This window comes from Ekhidna sp. (genome assembly GCF_965221965.1).
Lineage (GTDB): Bacteria > Bacteroidota > Bacteroidia > Cytophagales > Cyclobacteriaceae > Ekhidna.
The window spans coordinates 1,437,435-1,459,249 of sequence record NZ_OZ244926.1 but is presented as its reverse complement, the minus strand read 5'-3'; the positions used below and the strand labels follow the sequence as shown (position 1 = coordinate 1,459,249).

20 protein-coding genes are annotated in these 21,815 nt (G+C 39.5%); 4 read left to right on the top strand and 16 right to left on the bottom strand.

From position 1 onward, the window contains the following. Window positions 1–87 precede the first annotated feature (87 nt). Window positions 88–1,380, top strand: coding sequence for an ATP-binding protein (locus ACOQON_RS07090; RefSeq protein WP_420578228.1), 1,293 nt, complete (start codon window positions 88–90; stop codon window positions 1,378–1,380). Here the strand turns inward: ACOQON_RS07090 and ACOQON_RS07085 are convergent. Then, complete coding sequence (locus ACOQON_RS07085; RefSeq protein WP_420578227.1) at window positions 1,373–1,561, bottom strand: PLDc N-terminal domain-containing protein; 189 nt, start codon at window positions 1,559–1,561, stop codon at window positions 1,373–1,375. The two genes, ACOQON_RS07090 and ACOQON_RS07085, sit on opposite strands and share 8 nt — an antisense overlap. Window positions 1,562–1,684: 123 nt before the next feature. On the opposite strand from ACOQON_RS07085, the gene ACOQON_RS07080 reads away from it, so the two are divergent. Then, complete coding sequence (locus ACOQON_RS07080; protein ID WP_420578226.1) at window positions 1,685–2,731, top strand: response regulator; 1,047 nt, start codon at window positions 1,685–1,687, stop codon at window positions 2,729–2,731. A gap of 5 nt (window positions 2,732–2,736) precedes the next feature. Here the strand turns inward: ACOQON_RS07080 and ACOQON_RS07075 are convergent, their stop codons facing one another. The 15 genes from ACOQON_RS07075 to ACOQON_RS07005 all read right to left on the bottom strand — a co-directional run bounded on the left by ACOQON_RS07075 (window position 2,737) and on the right by ACOQON_RS07005 (window position 20,263). Continuing rightward, window positions 2,737–6,156, bottom strand: a complete 3,420-nt coding sequence (locus tag ACOQON_RS07075) for an ATP-binding protein (protein ID WP_420578225.1) — start codon at window positions 6,154–6,156, stop codon at window positions 2,737–2,739. 200 nt (window positions 6,157–6,356) lie between these two features. After that, on the bottom strand, window positions 6,357–7,145 hold the full coding sequence (locus ACOQON_RS07070; RefSeq protein ID WP_420578224.1) for a hypothetical protein: 789 nt from the start codon (window positions 7,143–7,145) through the stop codon (window positions 6,357–6,359). 20 nt (window positions 7,146–7,165) lie between these two features. Beyond that, on the bottom strand, window positions 7,166–7,633 hold the full coding sequence (locus ACOQON_RS07065; protein WP_420318919.1) for a chemotaxis protein CheX: 468 nt from the start codon (window positions 7,631–7,633) through the stop codon (window positions 7,166–7,168). Further along, window positions 7,623–7,997 carry a response regulator gene (locus tag ACOQON_RS07060; RefSeq protein ID WP_420578223.1) on the bottom strand — a complete coding sequence of 125 codons (375 nt, stop codon included), beginning with the start codon at window positions 7,995–7,997 and terminating at the stop codon, window positions 7,623–7,625. The genes ACOQON_RS07065 and ACOQON_RS07060 overlap by 11 nt, the downstream gene beginning before the upstream one ends. After that, window positions 7,994–10,603, bottom strand: coding sequence for a nitrate- and nitrite sensing domain-containing protein (locus ACOQON_RS07055; RefSeq protein WP_420578222.1), 2,610 nt, complete (start codon window positions 10,601–10,603; stop codon window positions 7,994–7,996). The genes ACOQON_RS07060 and ACOQON_RS07055 overlap by 4 nt, the downstream gene beginning before the upstream one ends. 17 nt (window positions 10,604–10,620) lie before the next feature. Next, window positions 10,621–10,983, bottom strand: coding sequence for a response regulator (locus tag ACOQON_RS07050; RefSeq protein WP_420578221.1), 363 nt, complete (start codon window positions 10,981–10,983; stop codon window positions 10,621–10,623). Between the two features lie 59 nt (window positions 10,984–11,042). After that, window positions 11,043–11,639 (bottom strand): hypothetical protein, encoded by a 597-nt coding sequence (locus ACOQON_RS07045; RefSeq protein WP_420578220.1) that lies wholly within the window; start codon window positions 11,637–11,639, stop codon window positions 11,043–11,045. A gap of 81 nt (window positions 11,640–11,720) precedes the next feature. After that, window positions 11,721–12,083 (bottom strand): response regulator, encoded by a 363-nt coding sequence (locus ACOQON_RS07040; protein ID WP_420578219.1) that lies wholly within the window; start codon window positions 12,081–12,083, stop codon window positions 11,721–11,723. A gap of 10 nt (window positions 12,084–12,093) precedes the next feature. After that, a complete protein-coding gene (locus ACOQON_RS07035; RefSeq protein ID WP_420578218.1) occupies window positions 12,094–12,903 on the bottom strand; it encodes a CheR family methyltransferase in 810 nt (269 codons plus the stop codon). A 17-nt stretch (window positions 12,904–12,920) separates the two neighbouring features. Continuing rightward, window positions 12,921–14,633, bottom strand: coding sequence for a chemotaxis protein CheA (locus ACOQON_RS07030; RefSeq protein ID WP_420578217.1), 1,713 nt, complete (start codon window positions 14,631–14,633; stop codon window positions 12,921–12,923). Beyond that, on the bottom strand, window positions 14,633–15,667 hold the full coding sequence (gene cheB, locus ACOQON_RS07025) for a chemotaxis-specific protein-glutamate methyltransferase CheB (RefSeq protein WP_420578216.1): 1,035 nt from the start codon (window positions 15,665–15,667) through the stop codon (window positions 14,633–14,635). The genes ACOQON_RS07030 and cheB overlap by 1 nt, the downstream gene beginning before the upstream one ends. 2 nt (window positions 15,668–15,669) lie before the next feature. Then, entirely contained in the window at window positions 15,670–16,347 is a 678-nt protein-coding gene (locus tag ACOQON_RS07020; RefSeq protein ID WP_420578215.1) for a chemotaxis protein CheW, read from the bottom strand. Window positions 16,348–16,353: 6 nt separating this feature from the next. After that, window positions 16,354–17,100: a ParA family protein gene (locus ACOQON_RS07015; RefSeq protein WP_420578214.1), complete on the bottom strand. Its 747-nt coding sequence runs from the start codon at window positions 17,098–17,100 to the stop codon at window positions 16,354–16,356. Further along, complete coding sequence (locus ACOQON_RS07010) at window positions 17,100–19,628, bottom strand: methyl-accepting chemotaxis protein (RefSeq protein WP_420578213.1); 2,529 nt, start codon at window positions 19,626–19,628, stop codon at window positions 17,100–17,102. Before ACOQON_RS07010 ends, ACOQON_RS07015 begins: the two co-directional genes overlap by 1 nt. 35 nt (window positions 19,629–19,663) lie before the next feature. Beyond that, a complete protein-coding gene (locus ACOQON_RS07005) occupies window positions 19,664–20,263 on the bottom strand; it encodes a chemotaxis protein CheW (RefSeq protein WP_420578212.1) in 600 nt (199 codons plus the stop codon). Between the two features lie 190 nt (window positions 20,264–20,453). On the opposite strand from ACOQON_RS07005, the gene ACOQON_RS07000 reads away from it, so the two are divergent. Both ACOQON_RS07000 and ACOQON_RS06995 read left to right on the top strand, forming a co-directional pair. Beyond that, complete coding sequence (locus ACOQON_RS07000; RefSeq protein ID WP_420578211.1) at window positions 20,454–20,894, top strand: DUF2061 domain-containing protein; 441 nt, start codon at window positions 20,454–20,456, stop codon at window positions 20,892–20,894. A 92-nt stretch (window positions 20,895–20,986) separates the two neighbouring features. Continuing rightward, window positions 20,987–21,802 (top strand): hypothetical protein, encoded by an 816-nt coding sequence (locus ACOQON_RS06995; protein ID WP_420578210.1) that lies wholly within the window; start codon window positions 20,987–20,989, stop codon window positions 21,800–21,802. The last annotated feature ends 13 nt before the right edge of the window (window positions 21,803–21,815 follow it).

The window sequence follows — 21,815 nt, the reverse complement described above, 5'->3', positions numbered from 1 at the left end:
CGATTCCTACAAAAGTTGACATTCATCAAGCCAGTAATTGAATTTTATCATTTAGGCGTATTAGGTTTACTGTGAAGTTTTAATGAGATGAAATCAGGAGATAAGGAATCCGTATCAAAAGAAGATTTAGGGATACTCGAAAAGTTGTTTAGAAGCTCTGGGGAAGGAATTATGCTTTTTAATAGCCAAGGCGAAGTGATTATGATCAATCCCCGATCAGGTGAGATGTTTGGTTATGAAGAAGCAGAACTGATAGGTGAAAAGGTTGAAAAGCTTATTCCTCAAAAATCAAAAAAACGACACGAGACATATCGCAAAGAATATATTGACAAACCAACTCCACGCCGTATGGGAGTAGGTCGAGATTTGAATGGACTCAGGAAGGATGGAAGTACTTTTCCACTTGAAATCAGTCTTAGCAATATGAAGCATAAGGGAGAAACGCTAGTGATTGCTTTTATAACAGATATCTCGGTAAGAAAGGAACAGGAGAAGGAACTTGAAGAACAAAGGCAAAAACTTGAAGAATATACCTCTGAACTAGAGAAGAAGGTAAAAGACCGGACCAGTGAACTGGAGCATATGAATCTCGGGCTTCAGAGCCAAATCCAGGAGCGAAAGCTAGCTGAAGAGGCACTGAAAGATAGTGTGGAAGATTTAAAAAAGGCAGAGCAGGAAATCTTGAAGTCACTAGAGAAAGAAAAGGAATTGGGCGAACTAAAGTCGCGCTTTGTGTCTATGGCCAGCCATGAATTCAGAACTCCGCTTACCACCGTATTATCTTCAGCTAATCTGATCGCCAAGTATACTGAGTCTGAGCAACAGGAAGCACGTGAAAAGCATGTCAATCGCATTCAAAAAAGCGTTCAGAATTTAACCAATATTCTCAATGACTTTCTTTCCCTTGAAAAGCTTGAAAGCGGGGTTCAAAAGGTCCAGTTCAGTGAAACCGATGTTAATGCGCTGATACAAGAAGTTGGCGAAGAAATGGGGCAAAGCATAAAGGTTGGTCAGGAAATAGTCATATCGGGGAAAGCACCTGTTCTATATACAGATGAGCATATATTGAAAAATATACTCTTCAACTTAATTTCTAATGCCAGTAAATATTCTTCCGAAGGTGACCGGATAGAAATAGTCATAGAAAACGATAACGCACTCAAAATCCATGTTGTGGATCATGGAATTGGTATACCGACGGCAGAGCAGAAAAAAATGTTTGATCGATTCTTTCGTGCAGGAAATGCAACCAATATTCAGGGAACCGGACTTGGACTTAATATTGTAAAAAAGTATGCAGACCTGTTGAGAGGGGACATTTCATTTAAAAGTGAAGAAGGCAAGGGAAGTACATTCACACTCTCACTTCCTGCTAACTAACCTTCCCTGCAATTGATTTTTTCTTAAAAAGATAGATCATCGGACCTATAATGGGCAGGAGAACGATCACAGCAAACCATACCATCTTTTTATTGTAAGAAATTTGCGTCATCAAAATATCCACCATTGCGTACACAGCTACTGCCGCTGCGAACAACGCTATGTATAACCAGAAACTCATATTCGTATTTTTTATCAAATTAAGTGTGTTTTTCCGTTTTACCTGATGAGTTTCCTTAGCCACGCGAATGATAATCGTCAGTCTTTTTAGTAATTTGGCAAAATCTGTTTATTCCCTAGACCCATGAACAAACAACGTATTCTAGTTATCGAAGATCAGGACGATGTAAGAGAGAACATCGTAGAGCTACTGGAACTGTCCAATTATCAGGTGGAATCTGCTCCAAATGGAAAGGAGGGTGTAAAAAAAGCACTATCAACTCCTCCTAGCCTCATTTTATGTGACATCATGATGCCCGAGATGGATGGCTATGAGGTACTCTACCTTTTATCCAAGAATCCGGAAACCGCCTCTCTCCCATTCATCTTCCTGACTGCCAAAGCAGAGAAGACTGATTTCCGAAAGGGAATGAATATGGGAGCAGACGACTACATCACTAAACCTTTTGAAGAAATGGAGTTGCTGGGTGCTATTGAACGAAGATTAAAGAAGTATGAAGACCTTTCCAGTGTCTCTGAGATAGATCAATTGGTTCAAAAAGCCGCGAAGTATCAAAACATTCAGGATCTCGAAAAAGAACGAAAAACACAGAATTATAGGAAAAAGGAAATCATCTATCGAGAGGGTGATTATGGGAATTTTGTCTACAAAATTCTAAAGGGTAAAATCAAAACTTATCACATCAATGAAGATGGAAAAGAGTTTATTCATGATATCCGAAAGGAAGGAGATTTTTTAGGAGAACAATCCGTCATCCAGGATGCATCAAGGACCGAATTTGCAGAATGCATGGAAGATGCTGAGCTTTTGCTAATACCTAAGGATGACTTTCAGGAGTTGATATTTAAAAACAGAGAGATATCCGGCAAGTTTATTAAGATGCTTTCCAATAATCTATCTCAGCGTGAAAAAGAACTCATGGAGATGGCTTACAATACCGTAAGAAAGCGAACAGCTGATTCGCTAATGAAATTATATGAAACCTATGCCGGAGATCAAAAGAAAGTCACTTTGGAAGTCTCCAGAGCAGATCTGGCAGGAATGGTGGGTACAGCCACTGAATCTGTGATTAGAATCCTATCTGAATTCAAAAAAGATCAGTGGATCGAAATTAATGGTAGTTCAATAACTATTCTTGAACCGGAAAAAATCCAGGCAGTGAAGTTTTAGTTGTCTCACACGAGATGAGTTTGTAGTTTTTCGAGCTCCCCTTCTACCTCATCTAAAAATGATGGTAGATCATTCCAAAAGCCTTCGGATTTATAGTCAGGCATTCTTGAGGCCAAATCCTTCAAATCAAGATTGGCAAGGTTAGATTTCATTTTGTGCAGATAATTATAAGTATGCTCTCTGTCCTGTAAATCAAGCGACTCCCGACTCCCCTTCAGGTCATCACCAATCGACTTGACAGCCATGCCGGCAATCATCATTACTTTGTCCTTATCCCCGCCCAGTACTTCTGTGAGAAATTTAAAATAAGAACCTTTATCAGCATCCTCAGCGGATTCTCTTACACCTGATTGTGCTTTATTTCCTAGCCTGCTGACTTTCTCAAATAGATCATGTGGATCAAATGGCTTGGAAACTATTTCATCCATTCCACTATCCTCCATTTTGGCACGAGATTCCGCCAGCGTGCTGGCCGTTAATGCAATGATTGGGAGTCTTTTGAAATAGTCATCTTTCATCGCTCTGATCTTTTTGGTTGCTTCATATCCATTCATCACCGGCATGCGCACATCAATGAGCATCAGATCAAATGCTTTGCTCTTTATTTTTTTGATTGCCTCCTTTCCGTGATTGGCAATATCCACTTCCACTCCCCATCTATTCAAGAATCCTTTTGCTATTTCCTGGTTTGCAGGATTGTCCTCAACCAATAGTACGTGCAAATCAAGCTTAGCCTCATCTATCTTCTTTAGTTTCTTCTCCTCATGCACCGCAGTGGATTCTTCCAGAGGCAGGCTAAAAGTGAAAGTTGTTCCTTCATCAACTTTTGAAGCCACGGTTAGTTTACCACCCATTAGATCCACCAGGTGTTTTGAAATGGAAAGCCCAAGACCAGTACCCCCTGCTTTAAGTGATTGAGGGTTATTTATCTGCTTGAATGATTCGAAGATAGTCTCCAATTGATTATCAGGGATACCTATGCCTGTATCGATAACTGAAAACTGAATCATATTATCCTTGCCTGGCTTTACTTTAAGTTCCACAGTACCCTCATCCGTGAATTTCAATGCATTGCTAACCAGATTGTTGAGCACCTGGGTTAGTCGTACCTCATCACATTTATAAAAGTCTTTGAGCTTTTTAGCATATTCATATTTCAACTCAACTTTTCCGGAGCGTGGAACTGCTTTCCAGGTCTCCAGGATGTTTTCCACCAAATCTTTGAGGTTAATATCATCCAGCACGATTTCGAGATTACCGGATTCGATTTTCTGGAAATCAAGTATATCGTTGATGAGGGTGAGCAGGTTATTACTGCCAAATTTGAGCATTTTAAGTCTATTGTTACCACTCAACTCAGGGTGCTCCATTTCCAAAAGATGAGTGGTGCCGATAATCGCGTTGAGGGGAGTTCTGATTTCATGACTCATGGTGGAAAGGAACTGCTCTTTCACCTTCCCGGCCGCCTCAGCTTGCTCCTTCGCTTTGCGCAGTTCTACCTCCTGCCGCTTCATCTCGGTTAAATCATTGATAAAAATAATGATCCCGCCAATCTTATCTTTACTGGTATACCAGGGATGTATCTCACCTTGAAGCCACTGTACGGACCCATCAGCCCTTTCAAATTTTTCAATGCCCGGTTTGATTACTTCACCCGCAAGTGCACGTTGATGCATCTGCTTCCATTCGGTCGGAATCTCTGGGAACACTTTATAGTGAGATTTCCCAATAATGTTCCCTTTAATGTTTTGATCTTTTACCCATCGCCTACTCGCAGAAATATAATTCATATGTTTATCGAACATGGCGATGGCGGCCGGTGCAGTAGATATGAAGGTTTTCAAAAGCTCACGCTCCGCTACGAGACGCTCCCTGTTTTCCTGGAGCTCCATCAAAGAACCAACCCACTTGGAAATCAATGTAACAAAGTCTACCTCGTAATCTGAAAAGGGCTGTTTTCTTGTTTTGGTGCTGGTGAAATTAACTGTACCAGCTACTTTTCCTTCTACCCTGTATGCAGCACCTATATAAGATTCCAGTTTGAACTTTTCAAAACAAGGGTGTCTCTTGTGGATCGATTCATTCATGTCATCAATACTCAGAACTTTTCCCTTTTCACTGAGTGTAATATCACAATAGGTATTACCAAGTTTAAATTTCTGATTTAGCTGAAGACCTGAACTTTCAGGGTAGAATGCTGCTATCCTATACTCATCCATCCAAATCTTGCTGACAATGCCAATTTCAAGGTCTAAGTAGTCAAGGCAAAGTTTAAGGCCATCTTCCAGTCGTTTTTGAATGCTTATCTCCGATTTAGCATTTAGCTCGTTCAAAAGCTTAAGACCCTCTTTATATCTTTCCTCCTTTTGTATGGCAAGTTTTTGGTCTGTGATGTCTTTACTGATGTTATAGACTAAAAGCACATTACCTTTTCCATCGTATGAAAAATCTGAGGTTTGACCTACCCATGCGATTTTCCTTTCTTTAGTTACAATAGGAAACTCAAAATAGCAGGAAGACTGCCTCAACTCAGCCACCTTCGAATAAAAATCAACTACTTCCTTTCGATGTTCCTTAGGTATGAATTCATACCATTTTTTCATTTTAATTTCACCAAAATCATACCCTGTCAGTTTTTTGAAAGCGGGATTAACAAACGTGTATTCACCTTTCCTGTTGAGTTCATAAACCACATCGTGTGTGCTGCTGATTAGGTTTTCATATCGCTTTCTTGAGTCAAACAACTCATTGAAGTATCCTTTATGAGCGTTTATCCTGATTGTAATTAATTGAATGGTAAACACAAGAACAGAAATCGCGGCTAATATGACAGTGAATCCAATCAGCCAATATTGGTGAGAAACTACTTCATGTAGGTTTTCATTGATAATGACACCTTGCCTTTTGTACTCACCTAATAGCTGATTTGTAAGGGGAAGGTACGTTTGCTCCTGCTGGAGAACATTTTGCGTAAACATATCGGTATTTCCTCCCTCCTGAATACCGAAACTACTTTTCACTAGCTCAGACAATGGAGCACCAGTTGCTTCATAAATGGAATCAACAACATCTAGATCCAGTATTTCATAAGATGCCAATCTGGCATTAGCCAGTCGAAGCATCTGATGATTCTTTTGAAACTCCCGCAAAGCAGAGTCTAATTCACTTTTGGCATGTAGTGAATCATCACTATTCCCGAATAATAGTACACTCTTTGAAAGGTATTGGCTTAAGGTTTGTTGTCTGGAACCGAGACTAAGTACCTGATCCAACTGACTATTGATCTCGGTGAACTTCTGAACCTGACGATTAGAAATATACACAATAGCCAATACTGCACTGACGCCAGCAATAAATGCCACCACAATTCGCTTGGCCAGTGTCTTAACACTTAACTCTTTAAAAACAGACGGGTCTTTTTGCATCCACCAAGGGTAAAAGCGAGTATCATTTCCCACTCACAATGGTTGCAAAATAACGCATATAAGGCCGCTAATAATGACAAAAATGCGCCCTTTCGACAGGTTTATTGAATAATACGATGTAGGTACATTCTATAGAGATCGACCTATATACGCATATAATTTACTCAAAAATTTTGATGGATGGAATAGGTATGAAAGACCTAGGCTTTGAAGCCAATCATCATGATATCATCGTTTTGACGATTTACGCCTGTCCAGGCGGTGAGATATTGCTCAGCGAGGTGTTTCTGCTCAGCCATTGGTGTTTTTCTTTTTTCTCTTAAGAAGTCACCTAACTTTTCCTTTGAGAGCTTTTTAAATTCAGGTCCTCCAATAAGATTGAAAACTCCTGTACTGCATAAAAAGAAATTGGAATCTTCCGTGTCTTCCAATGAATTTGAGCTGTATCCCGAACGTTGCTCTCTTGTTTCTCCAACCTGCGTATCATCACCCTTAATTACATTAATACCTTTGCCATGAACCTGAAGTAGATCCATGTTGGCACCTGCAAACTCCATTTGTTTGGTTTGTGTGTTGAGTTTAACAATACCCACATTAGCATTGGTGTTGAGCAAAATGTTGTTTTTATCCTTGAATCGAGCCTGTACTTCCCGATGGAGGAACTGAAGAATTGAGCCTGGAAAATCAATGGAATACCCATCAACCATTTTCTTCAAGGCATTCATGTAGATCCGTATCATCATACTTGCGAGGTGACCTTCGCCTATACATGTAAAGAGTGCCAGGTAAACATCATCATCATGCTTATGAAGCCAAAAACCATCTCCTCCTACACGTCCCTTTGGCTTGTTGATCACAAATGCATCGGAAAAAAACTCCATTAACCGTTCTTCCTGAGGAAGCACCGAGAAATAATTTCTTCGAGTGCTATCTTCAATCTGGTCAAAGTTTACGATCCAGTTAGATTCCTTGCTCACTTTCTTTTCCATTTGCGATCCTTAATTCGCTTTCAATCCAAACCTAACACAACAAATGCTTCATGATTGTTCCATTTAATAGGAATAACATACATTGAAACGTTTTCTGGAATATGAAGTTCCTCAGGCATGCCCTCGAACACCGTTGGTACTGAAATCATAAAATTGGCACCCAGATTTGCCCGAACATTTCCGGCAACTACATTGGAGATTTCTCCGGCCATATCTAAAATATCCTCTTCTGAAGGATCTTCGATACCAATGAACATATTTATGAGATCTGCAAACATTTCCCTGTTAGCAGAAATATATACGAAACCCTGGCGGCTTCCGGATATGCCGATCATACCTGTAAAATCTTTAAGTACCAAACCCTCCGACTCTTTGAGATAAGGTACCTTCATATCAGAGTCAATTTCTGTCAGGTGCTTAAAGTAGTTGCTCACCGAATTGATGAACAAATTGCAGGTTGCTTCAAATTCTTCTTTCCTACTCTCCATCCCTTTTCAGTAATTTATCAAATGCTCTTGCCAGGTCATCAGAATTTACTGGTTTATACATAAACCCTCTGGCTCCTTTGTCTAAAGCAATTAATCCGGTCAGTTTGTCTGCTAAAGCTGTGATGATCATCACCTTAGTAGCGGGATTAATTTTCATAATCTCCTCCAAACATGCAATTCCGTCCATCTCAGGCATGGTGATATCCAATGTGACAACATCAGGTTTATGATCCATGACCATTTGTACTGCTTCCACACCATTTGAGGCTTGACCTATGATTTCAAGGTCATAATCTGCTAGATTTTTCTCAATGGTTCTCCGCATTACTGAAGAGTCATCTACAATCAATAATCGCTCTTTCATGCTTCCTCTGATTCTTTTTGAGATTCAAGAATAGGCAGCTTAATAATCATTTGAAATTCTTTACCTTCTTCATAGGTGATCTCATAGGCACCTTTGTGTTTATCCAATATTGATTTTACCAAATGCATGCCCTGTCCTCTGCCGGCATTGGTATCAGATTTATCAGCGGTAGAAAAACCTTCGTTGAAGATCATATCAACAATTTCAAAGTCTTCCATCTTCTTAAGATCAGTCTCTGTTACAATGCCTCGCTCAACAGCTTTTTGCTTAATTCGATTGATATCTAAGCCTCTACCATCATCCTTGTATCTAATGAATAACTCATGATCACTCTTAGAGAGTTCAATGAGAATTTCTCCCATGATGACTTTCCCCTCATTCATGCGTACGCTTGGTGCCTCGATTCCATGTACAATGGAGTTACGAATAAGCTGAATCATCATGTCCTTAAAAGGTTCTATATAAGCCTCAGGAAGGATCACATTCTCCAGATTATCAAAAGTTACATTTACAGATTTTCCTTCTTCTTTGGCAATGAGCTCTGCACCTCTCTCCAAAGAATCAATAACCATGATATTTGAAACAGAGTCACCTTCTGCAGGGAATTTTTTGTAGATATTGATAATCTTATAAAGCATCTCTGCGATCTCTGCGATCATTCGATCTGCTTCATCCACCTCATACAGTATGGCAAGGAAATCTTTTCCTCTAACCTCTTTGGACTGCAAAGCAGTAATAGCCTCTTCAATCTCATGGAATTTATTTGCCATCAGCTCCATACCAATCACAACCGCATTTCCTTTAAGGTTGTGAATAATGTCGAATGTGAAGCTGAGCAGCTCAGAATACTCATCCCCATCGTTTTTCTCATATTTCTCGGAGATACTCTTAAGCATTTTACGAGAGTTGTGAAGGAAACCTCTAAGGATCGAAGGATCAATTTTAAGAATGCTAAGCACTCTTTCTGTTTCCTGCTGCTTTTTCTTCTCAGCTTCACTTAAGTGCTGCTGCAATAAGATTGACTCAGTCTCATCCGAGACGGTCACCATGATATTCTGAATCTTGTCTTTTCTAAAAATCCTGGTGAATTCTACACGGATATATTTTGTAGCTACAATTCCATTCTGCTCTGTATGGATTTTTACCTGGTCAATAGGATTGAGCTGATTGACCACTTCCTCATCCATGTCCTCATTAAAGAGGTGCCGCATAAACATCTCCAGGGCCTCAAGCTCGCGAGGCAAGATCAGCGGTCGCATAAAGTTGGCAAAATTTTCACCGGCGATTCGGTCATTGTTAAAGATTTCCTTCATCGCCTTAGAGTGAAACTTTGAAATCTTGAATTCCTTATCAAGAAGAAAAATTCCTTGCTCTATATTTTCAAAAACAACCAGGGAAACGCCATAGATATTCTTGTATAAGAACTTAGCCTTATCTCTTTGCTTACGCAGTTCAAATTGAGATTTGCGTATTTCCAATACCATTTTGTTAAATGTATTTGCGTATTGTCCTAACTCATCCTTCGTAGGTATAACTACCTTTTTTGTAAGGTCTCCGGCTGAAATTCTTCGTGTATACGCTTCCAGTATACTTACATTCTTCAATAAATTGGTTACCAGGGTAGTCATGAGCCAAAAAGCTATGACTCCAATCGTTATATCAAGTATTAAAAATGTCCAGAAATTTCGTACTGATCTACTGGCAATAATCTCAGTCCGGGTTTGAATATTATCTGACATGTAGTCCTCAACCCGCTTCAATAAATTGATCTTGGTTGTACTGGCTTCATACCAATGATCGGGGTTTTCTGATAATGTATCATTCTCGAAAACAACCTCACGCATTCGCCCCACTTCTTCTACCTCTTCTCCTTTTACAATCTGACTGTAATAGGTTGTAGATTCTTCATTTGCTATGATACTGAAAGCATCCAGATAAGAATTTTGTTTCGCTACTAAGGTGGTAAAACGATTGTAAAGATCAAATCCTATGTGGTTGTGAGAAAATGCCTGCGTACCAATGGCTCGTTCGATACTTGCAAACTCTTTTGACTTCAAAAAGTAAATAATGGCATGTATCTGTTGTGCGATTTCCTTGTCCCGGGTCTCATCAATCAGCTTGATCACTGTATTGAGTGCCATGTTATTAATTTCAGAAAATCGATCAATTGATTCTTCTGATGAAATACGATGCTGATCAATACTTTTTCTGAGGGTGGTCAACTTATCAAAATATGCATTTAGCTCATCAAGATCCGTCCTATGTATCTTCATTAGGTCATCCAACTCCCCACTGGAAAGCTCATCGTAATATTTCTGCAGCGTACTATCTGTCTTCAACCGCTGCTGATTCATTTTTACTCCAAAGCTTTCACCTTCATTTGCCAGAAACCCAGACGAAACACTTCGCTCCTTTTGGATTTCATGTACGACATGATTGATCTCAATACCTACAGTGATGGCTTTATTAAGTCTGACACTATCCGAATAATCAAGATAGTGGTAGCGTACCTGTAGGTAATCAAAGGCCAAAATGATAACTATAAGCGGAATAATAATAACCGCAAACTTTTGGCGTATGGGTAGATTGGTTAGTCTTTTTATCATGGAATTTGCACGCTATGCTATGCAAGAACTTTTTCTACAACCTTGAGTAAATCCTCTTCGGTAAATGGTTTAACAATGTATTCAGAAGCACCTAATGAAAGCCCCTTGTTTACCACAGTCTGCTGACCTACAGCACTTACCATGATAACCTTGGAGGGTACTCCTTCATCTTTTAGTACTTTTAGTATTTCAAACCCCATCATATCCGGAAGGATGTTGTCTAATGTGATCAGGTCTGGTTGCAACTGAACCGCCAAATCAATGGCACTCTCGCCATTTTGGGCTTCCCCAACAACTTCAAAACCTGCACCTTCCATTGCAGTCTTAATTAATGATCTCATATAAATAGAGTCATCAACGATCAATACTGTCTTGCTCATTTTACTTTTTATTACTGTTTATCACTTTATTTTAATTACACTAGGGTGATAATGAGTAATTAAACCAGGTCCTTAATTCGATCCACAAATTTATTGTGAAATACCCAGATAAAATCCGGGCAAATATCTAGTTCTTTTCCATGAAAAACCGCCTTGAAATGAATGATTGATTCGAATTCGCTGGATTCTCTTACTATAAAATCATTCAACTCAGTTGCTTTTAACACTTTCAATGACGGAACGTTTCCATAAATCTCTACATCAAGAAAATTTGAAAACTCTGTTATAACTGCTGCAGACACCATATTGTCTATTTCCGTAAGAAAGCCCAACTTCATGATGGTGCTTTCCTTTGAATTGTCTTTTGCTACCTTCTCTGGCAAACAGGCCTCATACAGCTTCGCAACTTCATTTTCCGAGAAAATCAGGTGACTCGTTCCTTTCAACTCACCCATGAGTTCCGTTTTAATTAAGTGAACATCCTGATTCGGGCCTCCAAATCGATCTAAATCCAAATCTGCGCTGACATAATCAATTTTTTCAATCGAAATCGGACTTTGGAGAATTTGCTCCATAGAAGACTTAGCCATCGAAAGTCCATCAAATATCAGTTTGGTGGCTATTTTCAGCTCATTTTCATTCAAATCTTCAATCATGCGTTTCTAGAAATATGGTTGTTGGTTTTTTTGTCAAAATAGTCCTTTATTTTCAATCTTAAAGATGTTTTAGGCGAACAATTAAGATTCTTCATCGAGTTCCTTCAAAATAGCGATTAACTCTGAGTTGTCAAATGGCTTTACTAAGTAATGTTTGGCTCCATTGGACATAGCATCGACAATAGCAGACTGCTGGCCTACCGCACTTATCATGATCACTTTGGATGTAAAGTCATCAGTATTGATGGTTTTTAATACATCCAGGCCTGTCATATCCGGCAAAATATTGTCCAGTGTGATTACATCAGGTTTTAATTCTAAAGCGAGATCAATGGCAGATTCGCCATTTTTAGCCTCACCAACTACATCATAGCCATTCTCCTCCAAAAGTGTACGAAGACTGGAGCGGATATAGGTGGAATCATCTACGATAAGTACTCGCATAATCTTTTATTTAATCTGAAATTTTCTTGTAAATACGCGTTTTCACATCATGAATGCTGAATTTGGATTTACCATACTCTGGCATAATGTCGTAATACCCTATAATTAAATAACCATCATCTTTCAAACAAGAATGCAATAAATCCAGTACTTTGTTCTTCAGCATTTCATCAAAGTAGATCATCACATTTCGGCAAAAAATAATGTCAAATTGATCCTTCATGGGGTCCATCACCAAATTGTGTTTCTTGAAGGTCACATTGGTTTGATACTTCGATTTAATATTTGCATGCTTATCATGAAAATCGAAATAATCTTCGAGCTGTCTGTTTGGGAGGAACTTCAAAAATGGAACCAAATACTGATTGATGGTAGTAAGTGCATAGTCCCCTTTCTTTGCCTTATTGAGAGCAGTTGTACTGAGGTCTGTAGCGATTAACCTGCTCCTGTGTAGCATATTTAGTGTTTCCAGTACAATATTCATTGTGTACACTTCCTCTCCGGTGGAACAGCCTGCATGCCATATCTTCACAGATTTGCTATCAAATGAAGGCATAATCTCATCTCTCAGTTTGATCCAAACATCTGGATTTCTAAACAGCTCTGTAAGGTTTACCAGCAGGTCATCAATAGCTGAAAGGAAGAATTCATTATCCTTGAGTACAAGCGACCACAACTCCAGAATGGTTTCCATGTTGTGCTTCATCATCAACCGCACAATTCCTCTTTTCAGAGAGGTTCGCTCATAATTGGTGAAGTCGAGCCCATAGCGATTATTAATCGCCTGCATGAGTGCCGTGAGCTCTTCATCACTAATCATATCTGTTGTTATCGTTGCTATGACTCTGCTTTTTTAGTTGTTGATTGAAACAAAATATCCATTATGGATGCTACATCTAAAACCGGGCATACATTGCCAGACCCCAAAATGGTAGTTCCACTTAATAACCTGCTGTTATCTAGTGGTCTAGGTAGCTTTTTCTCTATAATTTCTTTCTGCCGCTGAAGCTTATCCACCACAAGCCCGAGTAATCGGCCCGAATGTGTTGTAACAATTACATTTAGCTCCTTGGCTTCATCGATCTCTTTCAAATAATTAAGTCCAATTTCCTCTTGATCAATTGATTCCAGATTGTGTGTTTTGATGAGTCCGTCGAGAAAAACAACTGGCAAGGATTTTTCCTGATAGTCAAACATCAAACCATCTCCCACCTGATGAATCTCATCTTTCGTGACATAGGCCACTGAATCAATATAAGTCAATGGAATTGCATAGTCCTGGCTGCCTACTTCAAATAAAAGTGCACCTTTGAGGGCTAATGAGGATGGTAAAACCAAATGTATAGATGTGCCGATTCCTACCTCGGTTTCAACAAGCACCTGGCCACCAATGGATTCTACAGACTTCTTCACAACATCCATACCTACTCCACGACCAGAAATATCCGTTACTTTATCAGCACTTGAAAAGCCGGGTTCGAAAATGTATCGTATGATTTCATTCTCACTGAGACGGTCAGCTACCTCCTGAGTCACCATCTTTTGTCGGACGATCTTTTCCTTGATTTTTACAGTGTTGATCCCTTTTCCGTCATCAGAAATAATAATAACCACACTATCTTTTTCAAGCTTCGCATCTAAGGTCACCTTAGCGGTTAGGTCTTTACCTGAATTTCTTCGTTCTTCTGAGGACTCAATCCCATGGCCAACAGCATTTCTAACCAAATGAACCATCGAATCGCTTATGATTTTCAGTATGTTTCGATCAATTTCGACTTCTGTACCTTTCAGCACTAATTCAACTGACTTGTTTTCAGATGAGGCTGCATCTCTAAGAACCCTGTGAAATTTATTGAAGAGGAACCCCATCTGCACCATTCGTACATTCATGATGCCATAATGCAGATTTGATGAGATTCGCTTAATCCTTTCAAACTCAAGTGTGCTTTTCCCTTCAGCTCCAAAAAGTGAAATCAATCGATCCCGTTCGATAACCAGCTCACCAACCATATTAAGCAAATCATCCATTCGTTTGACGGGAATCTGAACGACATCTGCAAATTTGATTGTACCGGTCTCCTCCTCTACCGTTTCCTGAGAGGTATCTACTGAATCAGCACCGACAGAATCATCCCGGTCCTCCTGATCTCCATCTTCACTATCCTCACGTGCATTCTTCAGATAAACGGCCAGTTTTGTTTTGATGCCCAGATAACTGACTCTGTCACCAGAAGTAACAGCATTAATAAGGCCTCCAAGCTTATCATTTGCACGAAACAAACTGTCCACAAGCTCTTTATCCAGAGGAATCTCACCATTTTTAATCGCCCCGAAAACATCCTCCATCGTATGGGCCAGATCAGCTATCTTATCATAGCCCATCCCCATGGCATTTCCTTTCAGGGTATGAACAATACGGAAAATGTTGGCAATGGCTTTTTTGCTTGAATGATCCTTTTCCAGTTCCACAAAGAGCCGGTTTAACTCCTCGAAGTTTTCAAGGGCTTCCGTTAGAAACAACTGGCGATATTCTTCTTCTTTGGATGACATTACAGATTGTTGACTAAGTAATTACCAATGTCTTTAATATCAAGTATAGCTTCTATCGCTCCTGCTTCAGAAGCTGCCTTGGGCATTCCATAAATCACGCTGCTTTCTTTGTTCTGGGCAATTGTTTTACCTCCTGCCTCATTGATGGCTTTCATACCATTCACCCCATCTTTTCCCATCCCGGTAAGTATCACTCCTACCATTCGATTACCATATACCTTGGCCGCACTGAGCATCATTGCGTTTATGGATGGATTATTGTATTCGGGATAGGTTTCCTCAGTAAAATCAACTTCAACTTCCCCATTCTCCTTTTTGAGTATCAAATTCGCATGACCTGGACAAAACATAACCACCCCTGGTACTGGTGTCATTCCTTTGGTGGCAGAAACTACTTCCAAAGAAGTAAGCGAACCCAGCCGTTGCACAAACTGTGGAATAAATACCTTCGGCATGTGCTGACAAATAAGGATCGGAATATCAAAATCTTCAGGTAATGAGCATATTACTCGTTCAATGGCAGTAGGTCCTCCAGTGGATGCGCCTATTGCAATAAGGTCATAATTCGTTTTCCTTGGCCGCTTCCTTGCCACAACCTTAACCTTCGATTTAGCGGAACCAATCTTCTTGGGTTTAGCTCGTGAGGTGCTCTTTATCTTTTGAATGAGCTCTGTTTGAAGCTCACGCATTTTGGATTTGTTTCTATCAGGCTTATTTATATAATCAACCGCACCATTCTTAAGTGCCTCGAAAACTGGCTGCAAATCTGTATTACCTACAGAACTCAGGATCAGAATCGGTGTTGGACGTTCCTGCATAATACCTTTTATGGCATAAAGTCCATCATAATCAGCCATATTCAGATCAAGAAGTACGATATCAGGTTTGAGTTCTTTTACCTGATTGATAGCTTCGAGCCCATTGGTTGCCGTGCCGGCTACTTCCAGGTGAGAATCCTCCGAGAGCAAATCAGTGATAAGCAACCGCATAAAAGCAGAATCATCAACAACCAATATTTTCAGCTTTTCTGCCATTTTTATTTTACGAATTCATCAGGTACTACTATCGCTTTGTCACTGGCTATTAGCTCATCGATATCCAGGTAAAAGATGATTCTATCTTCAAGCTGGATTATACCCTGAATGTATGTAACATCTTTTGTTGTATTGTCCAATGTGGATAAATCTGAGCTAATATTCTTGCTATCCACTTTCAAGGTCATTGGCAGTTCCTCCAGCATAAATGCAATTGATTTGGCTTTATCATTGATGGCCAGTAGAAACTGTCGTTCCTTTTTGGTGTTCTTATTGAACTTAAGATTTAAATCCAAAGCCAGAAAGGTTTTTCCTCTGATTGAAGCGATTCCCTTAACGTGCTTAGGTGTGTTAGGTGCTTCGGACAACCCGGGCATGATCACCACTTCCTTTACCCTGGAGATGTCCATGGCAAATTCCTCAGATCCGACTTTAAAAACCACAAATTGAACAATACCTTCAAAATGCGAGATCGATTCCTTTTGCCTGATTCGAACTTGATTCCTTCGCTCTTGCTCTTTTTCACTTATATAATTGGCCAGTTTTTTACCGGATTCCTTCTTAGTGCTTTTTCCAGTTTTAATCAACTTCTTTTTCTGCACCTTCTTTTTGGTTGCAGGCTGCTTTTTTTTCTCCTCCGAGATCAACTGCTGCTTCTTCAAATTCTTGCCTAGTGCCATCTTCTCCTACACATTTAATTCTAAAACTTCGTCTGCAAATCGCATGTAGTCTACCGCACTATTTGAAGTAGGCTTGTACGAAATCACACTTTTACCAAAAGATGGAGCCTCCGAAGCTTTTACATTATTTCGAATCATGGACTCAAAAATCCGCAGGTCGTAGTTTTCCCTGATATAATCCTTTACTTCCTGGCTTAGCTTTCTGCGCTGATCTACCATGACCGGTAGTACGCCTTCTATTATTAATTTCTTTGAGTAAGACTTACCTACTTTTTGAATCGTCTGAACAATCTGATCAAGGCCTTGCAAGCTCAATACTTCCATTTGCATCGGTATAATTACCCGATCTGAGGCCATGAGTGCATTGAGGGTCAATGTAGATAATGACGGAGGACAATCAATAAGGATAAAATCAAACCCACTTACTTCCTTTAATAAATCTGAAAGAGCAGTTTCTTGTCCTTCGCTTCTCGCAAGTGAAAGCTCAGTATCTGCCAGCTGATTATCTGAAGGGGCTATTTTCAGTCCCTCCCTTTCATGGAAAATCGTTTCGATTTTTGCATCTCCAAGCAAAACATCAGCCATTGATTTCTCAAAATCATTGACTCCAAGTGAATAACTCAAATTGCCTTGAGAATCAAGGTCTATCAATAGCACATCTTTTGCTCGCCTGTTTAAAGCAGCTCCAAGGTTGATGGCTGTGGTGGTTTTACCTGTACCACCCTTCTGATTTATAATGGAATAAACTACCATTATTCATCACCTTTCTTTGTCAGCTTAAACATCCCCACCTTCTCTTTAAGCATTCTTGCTATCTCAGTTACTTCCTCGGATCGCTGCGTATAGCTTTCCATACCGGCAGATAGCTCAGTAGCAGAGCTTGCTACCTGTTCTGTACCGGCAGCCGTTTCTTCTGCAATCACTACAATCCCCTCTGTGATGGTCACTACGTTTCGTATGCTATCCATCTGATCTTTGGTAGCTTCCAGAATCTGTTTGGATATCTCAAGGTTTTGATTGGATGATGAAGCGATTTCTCTAAATGCCTCAGAGGCATCATTTGAGGCACTCTCTCCTCCAAGAATACTCTCGTTCATCACCTCAATGACTTTAGCTGCAGCAGCAGTATCGTTTTGGACATCCGTAATCAACTTCTCAATTTCCCGTGCAGAGTTTCTTGAATCTTCTGCCAGCTTTCTTATTTCCTCTGCTACAACTGCAAACCCCCTGCCTGCATCGCCAGCCTGTGCAGCCTCAATAGCCGCATTTAGCGCAAGCAAGTTTGTCTGCGAAGCAATATCTGTGATAATTCCCAAAACCCTTGTGATCTCATTCGAGCGTTCAGTCAGAATCTGGATTGACTTGTTTGTATCATTTGCGAAGGCTTTGATATCCTTCATACTGAAGCCAACCTTATTTACCATCTTAAGTCCATTTTCAGAACTTTCAGAGACTTTGTGGGCAGCTACATTGATCTCTTCTGCCTGATTACTCATACTGGACGCTGCACGCTGGATATTTTCAACGAGATTTGAAGATTCATCAACCTTACTTACTTGCGTCTGTGCGCCACTACTCATCTCTGCTATCGCCGAAGCAATCTCACCAGTATTGGTATTCATCTCTTCACTTGCTGAAAGCATCTCCATTGAGCTATCACCTATGATAATTGCATTCTTTACGATACCGTCAAGCAGCTCATCCAAATTGTGAAGAGCTTTGTTAAGGTTGTCAGCAAGGTTCAGGATATCGCCTTTCGCTTCTTCGGTATACCTTACAGTAAGGTCACCTTCCGCCATTCTATTAGCCATTTCGTTAAGAACAGCAAATGGTTTAGAAACGGATTCTAGCAGACTGTTGATCGACTTGCTCAAATCCTTCCAGGCACCCATTTTATTATCAGGGTTTATTCGGGAGGTAAGATCACCTTCGCCTTCTGCATGCTGAACCACTTCATTCGTTTCATCTATTACCGAGCGCAAGTTGTTTCTCATCATGATTAGGGAAGCTCCTAATACATCATTTTCACCTGAAATTTCAAAATCTGCATTGAGGTTTCCTTCACCAATTTCTCTTGAGAATTCAGCTTTCTTCCTCAACTCATCCAAAAGTTTGTTAACGGATTGCGCAATTTCACCCAACTCATCCTTTGATATATTCTTGATTATCAAAGAATTATCCAAAACTCCCTTGGCAAGATTTTTTAATAGGTTATTCGATTGGTCAAGCGAATCTGTGATTCGATTAGCAAGGTTCCATATTGTATATGAAAGAAGAACTAACCCAATGAGCCCAATGATGATGGTCCACCTGAATGTTGCATTAAAAGGAGCAGTGATTTCAGAGACTGGTACAACAAACACCGCCCACCAGGAATCGCCAGACCGTCCAATTGGAATACTCGCAAAAGAAACATATACATTGTCACCTAAAGATTCATCAAAAGCTCGATAAGAGAATGGCTGACCTGCTTTCATATGTTCGACTACATTGAGAGGGCTATCTCTTATAATATTTAGCGTATCCATGTGCTTATTAAAAAGCCCTGCATTCTTGTGGGCTGTAATAACCCCTCCTCCTGATACCAATAGAGCAAAAGCATTCTCATAGAAGTCAACCTCAGATATACCTTGGAAATCATCAACGGACATGTCTGTTCCTATAATTCCAACAAGCTCACCATCGATTTCCATTCGGACAGTGGGAGAAATTCCAAGAAGAGAGTCTTTGTCGACTGATTCATAATCATATTCCATATACCAATACGGCTCACTCAACAACTCATTTAAGTCATCCTCATCTCTAAACCGTTCATAAATAGAGCTCCCCTCACTACCATCCAATTGTGCAAGCTCCATTGAAGACTTGATTTTGTCACCTTCCATATAAGAATTGAAGCGCTCCCTTCCATATGTTTTATCCCAATTAGGGTCAATAAATCGAAGTTCCCAACTCATCCATGTGGCATCATACTTTGGATATAGTTTTAATACTTTCTCAAGAAATGTTTTTCTGAGTTCGTTTCGTTGAGCATCAGGCAGGTAAGTATATTCTTCTACAGCTTTAGCCATAATACGTGCCACAGCAAGGTCTTCATCTATAATTGACTTGATCTCACCAGCCTTTTGCTTGGCATATGAATCAGCGAGTTTTTCAGCCTCAGCAATTGCATTTTTTCTTAGGTTGTAGCTTATATATCCAATGGTAATAACATAAATTATGACTGTCAGCCCAAGTATGAACAGCATCATTTTTCGGCGTATGGTAAAGTTTTTAAGCATCTTGGTATCGGTTAACTATTCTGAAAACAAAGCATTTAGCTTCTTACAGTGAATTTATCACTCGAAATCATTCCTAATATATCGAATAGGATAATCATTCGGCGGTCTTTTTTAATAATTCCTTTTAAGTATTTCTGACCAATGGTCGATTTCAATCGAGATGTGGATAGTGACTCTATCATGTCATCCGAAATCATTAATGTATTTGGAACATCAGGAATGGCAATGCCCATCTGATAATCTTCAATATCCAAAACCATTAAATATTTTGGAGAGGCTTCATTGTCTACTTTAAAAAATTCAGCTAAATCCAGAATGCCATAAATATTTCCTCTAACATTCGCCATCCCCTTCAAGTAATCGGGCATCTGAGGAACATAGGCACTAGCAGGGTACGGAACGACTTCTCTCACCAAGTCAATGGAAATAGCATATTCTTCCCTTCCTGACTTGAAAACACAAAACTGCTGATAAGATTTTATAACGTCTTCTTCAGTTGCTTCTCCTGATCCAGCTTCAACCTCATCTAAAGGTTTTTCAGGATCACTTTTAGCATCATCCTTCTCTTTGGAAGCAGATTTATCTTTTGGTTGCTCTGGGTTTTGGCGCTTAGTAAGATTTTGTCCTAAAGCCATTGGTTAATTTCTCTTTGTAAAAATGCGTGATCTAATAAACTAAATTCAAATGACTTTTACCTAAAAGTGACTCAGTAAAATAATGAGTCATTACTTAGTGAAAGTACAAAATTCACCAAGAACTGATTTTTTTTAATCTATAACAGTTTTCCGGTAATTCATAGTGCCAGATGCATGTTGAGACCTATTTTTGCCCGCTATTATTATACAAATGCCAGGAAGCCGAAAAAGACATATCGCCAAAACGATCACATGGAGAATCGTTGCAACCGGGACAACATTTATTCTGACAATCTTTTTCTTTAGGGAAGATCCAAATGCAACAGAAAAAGCTGGGTGGGTTGCATTGATAGAAACCGTACTGAAAATGGCCTTGTATTACTACCATGAAAGAATTTGGTATAATGTAAAATTAAGAGTCAGAAGTGCGATAAGACATTTATTTAAAACCTTAACCTGGCGAGTTACAGCCTCTTTAACAACTTTTGCCATTGCCTTTTTTATTTTTAGAGAAGACCCCAGCGCCATGGAAAAGGCAACTGGGATTGCATTGATTGAAAGTGTGCTGAAAATGCTTTTTTATTATTTACATGAAAGAGCATGGCATGCATCAAAATTTGGACTTAAATAATGATTTTAGGATAAATTGGCTCGATAAGTGTTTGATGAAAGTAATTAATAGATTAATCTTGAATTTGAATTGATGATAAACAAACCAATCTCATGAAAAAGAATTTTATACACTTTTCACTATTTGTTTCTGCACTCTTTTTAATCTCATGTGGTGGAGGAAAGAAAGCTTCTGAGGAATCAACCGCCGAAAAGAAAGAAGAAATTGAAAGTTTTGTAGAGAAAGAATTTACTTATCCGCTACCTACTGCATTTGAAGTTTCTCAAATGCTAAGCAATGCTAATACATCCTACTCACAGGATATAGTTAATGATCCTGCGAAAGTCGATCAATATGTTGCTACCTGGCAAAAGGCAGCAAACCTTGGAGTTTATGGTGCTGATCTTAGCTATGCGGCTACTTTTGACAAGACTCAGGAGACCATTGACTTTTTGGATGTTTCGAAAAGACTAATTGATGATCTGAATATCACTTCAGCATTCAACGAATCAATGGCGCAACGAATTGAAAACAATATGGATAATATTGATTCATTGATTTTCATCGTTACTGAATCATTTTATGATACCTACAATTACCTCAATCAAAATGGTGAAGAGAAAACCTCCATTCTGGTAATTGCCGGTAGCGTGGTTGAGGGACTTCATATTACATGTGAATTGGTAAAAATGAGTGAGAACAAAGGAGAGCTAATGGCCGTTTTAGCTAATCAGAAAGCACAAGTAGTGAAGTTAGTGGAGTTGATGGAAAACCATCAGGATGATGAAAATGTAAGCAAAGTGCTTCCAAACCTGAGGTTTATAAGTCTAACTTATGATCAACTGGGTGAAGGAACAGAAATGACAGAGGGTCAGTTTACGGATATAGCGAACAATGTGAAAGAGATGAGAGATCACATCGTTGGATAATCTGATTTGAACA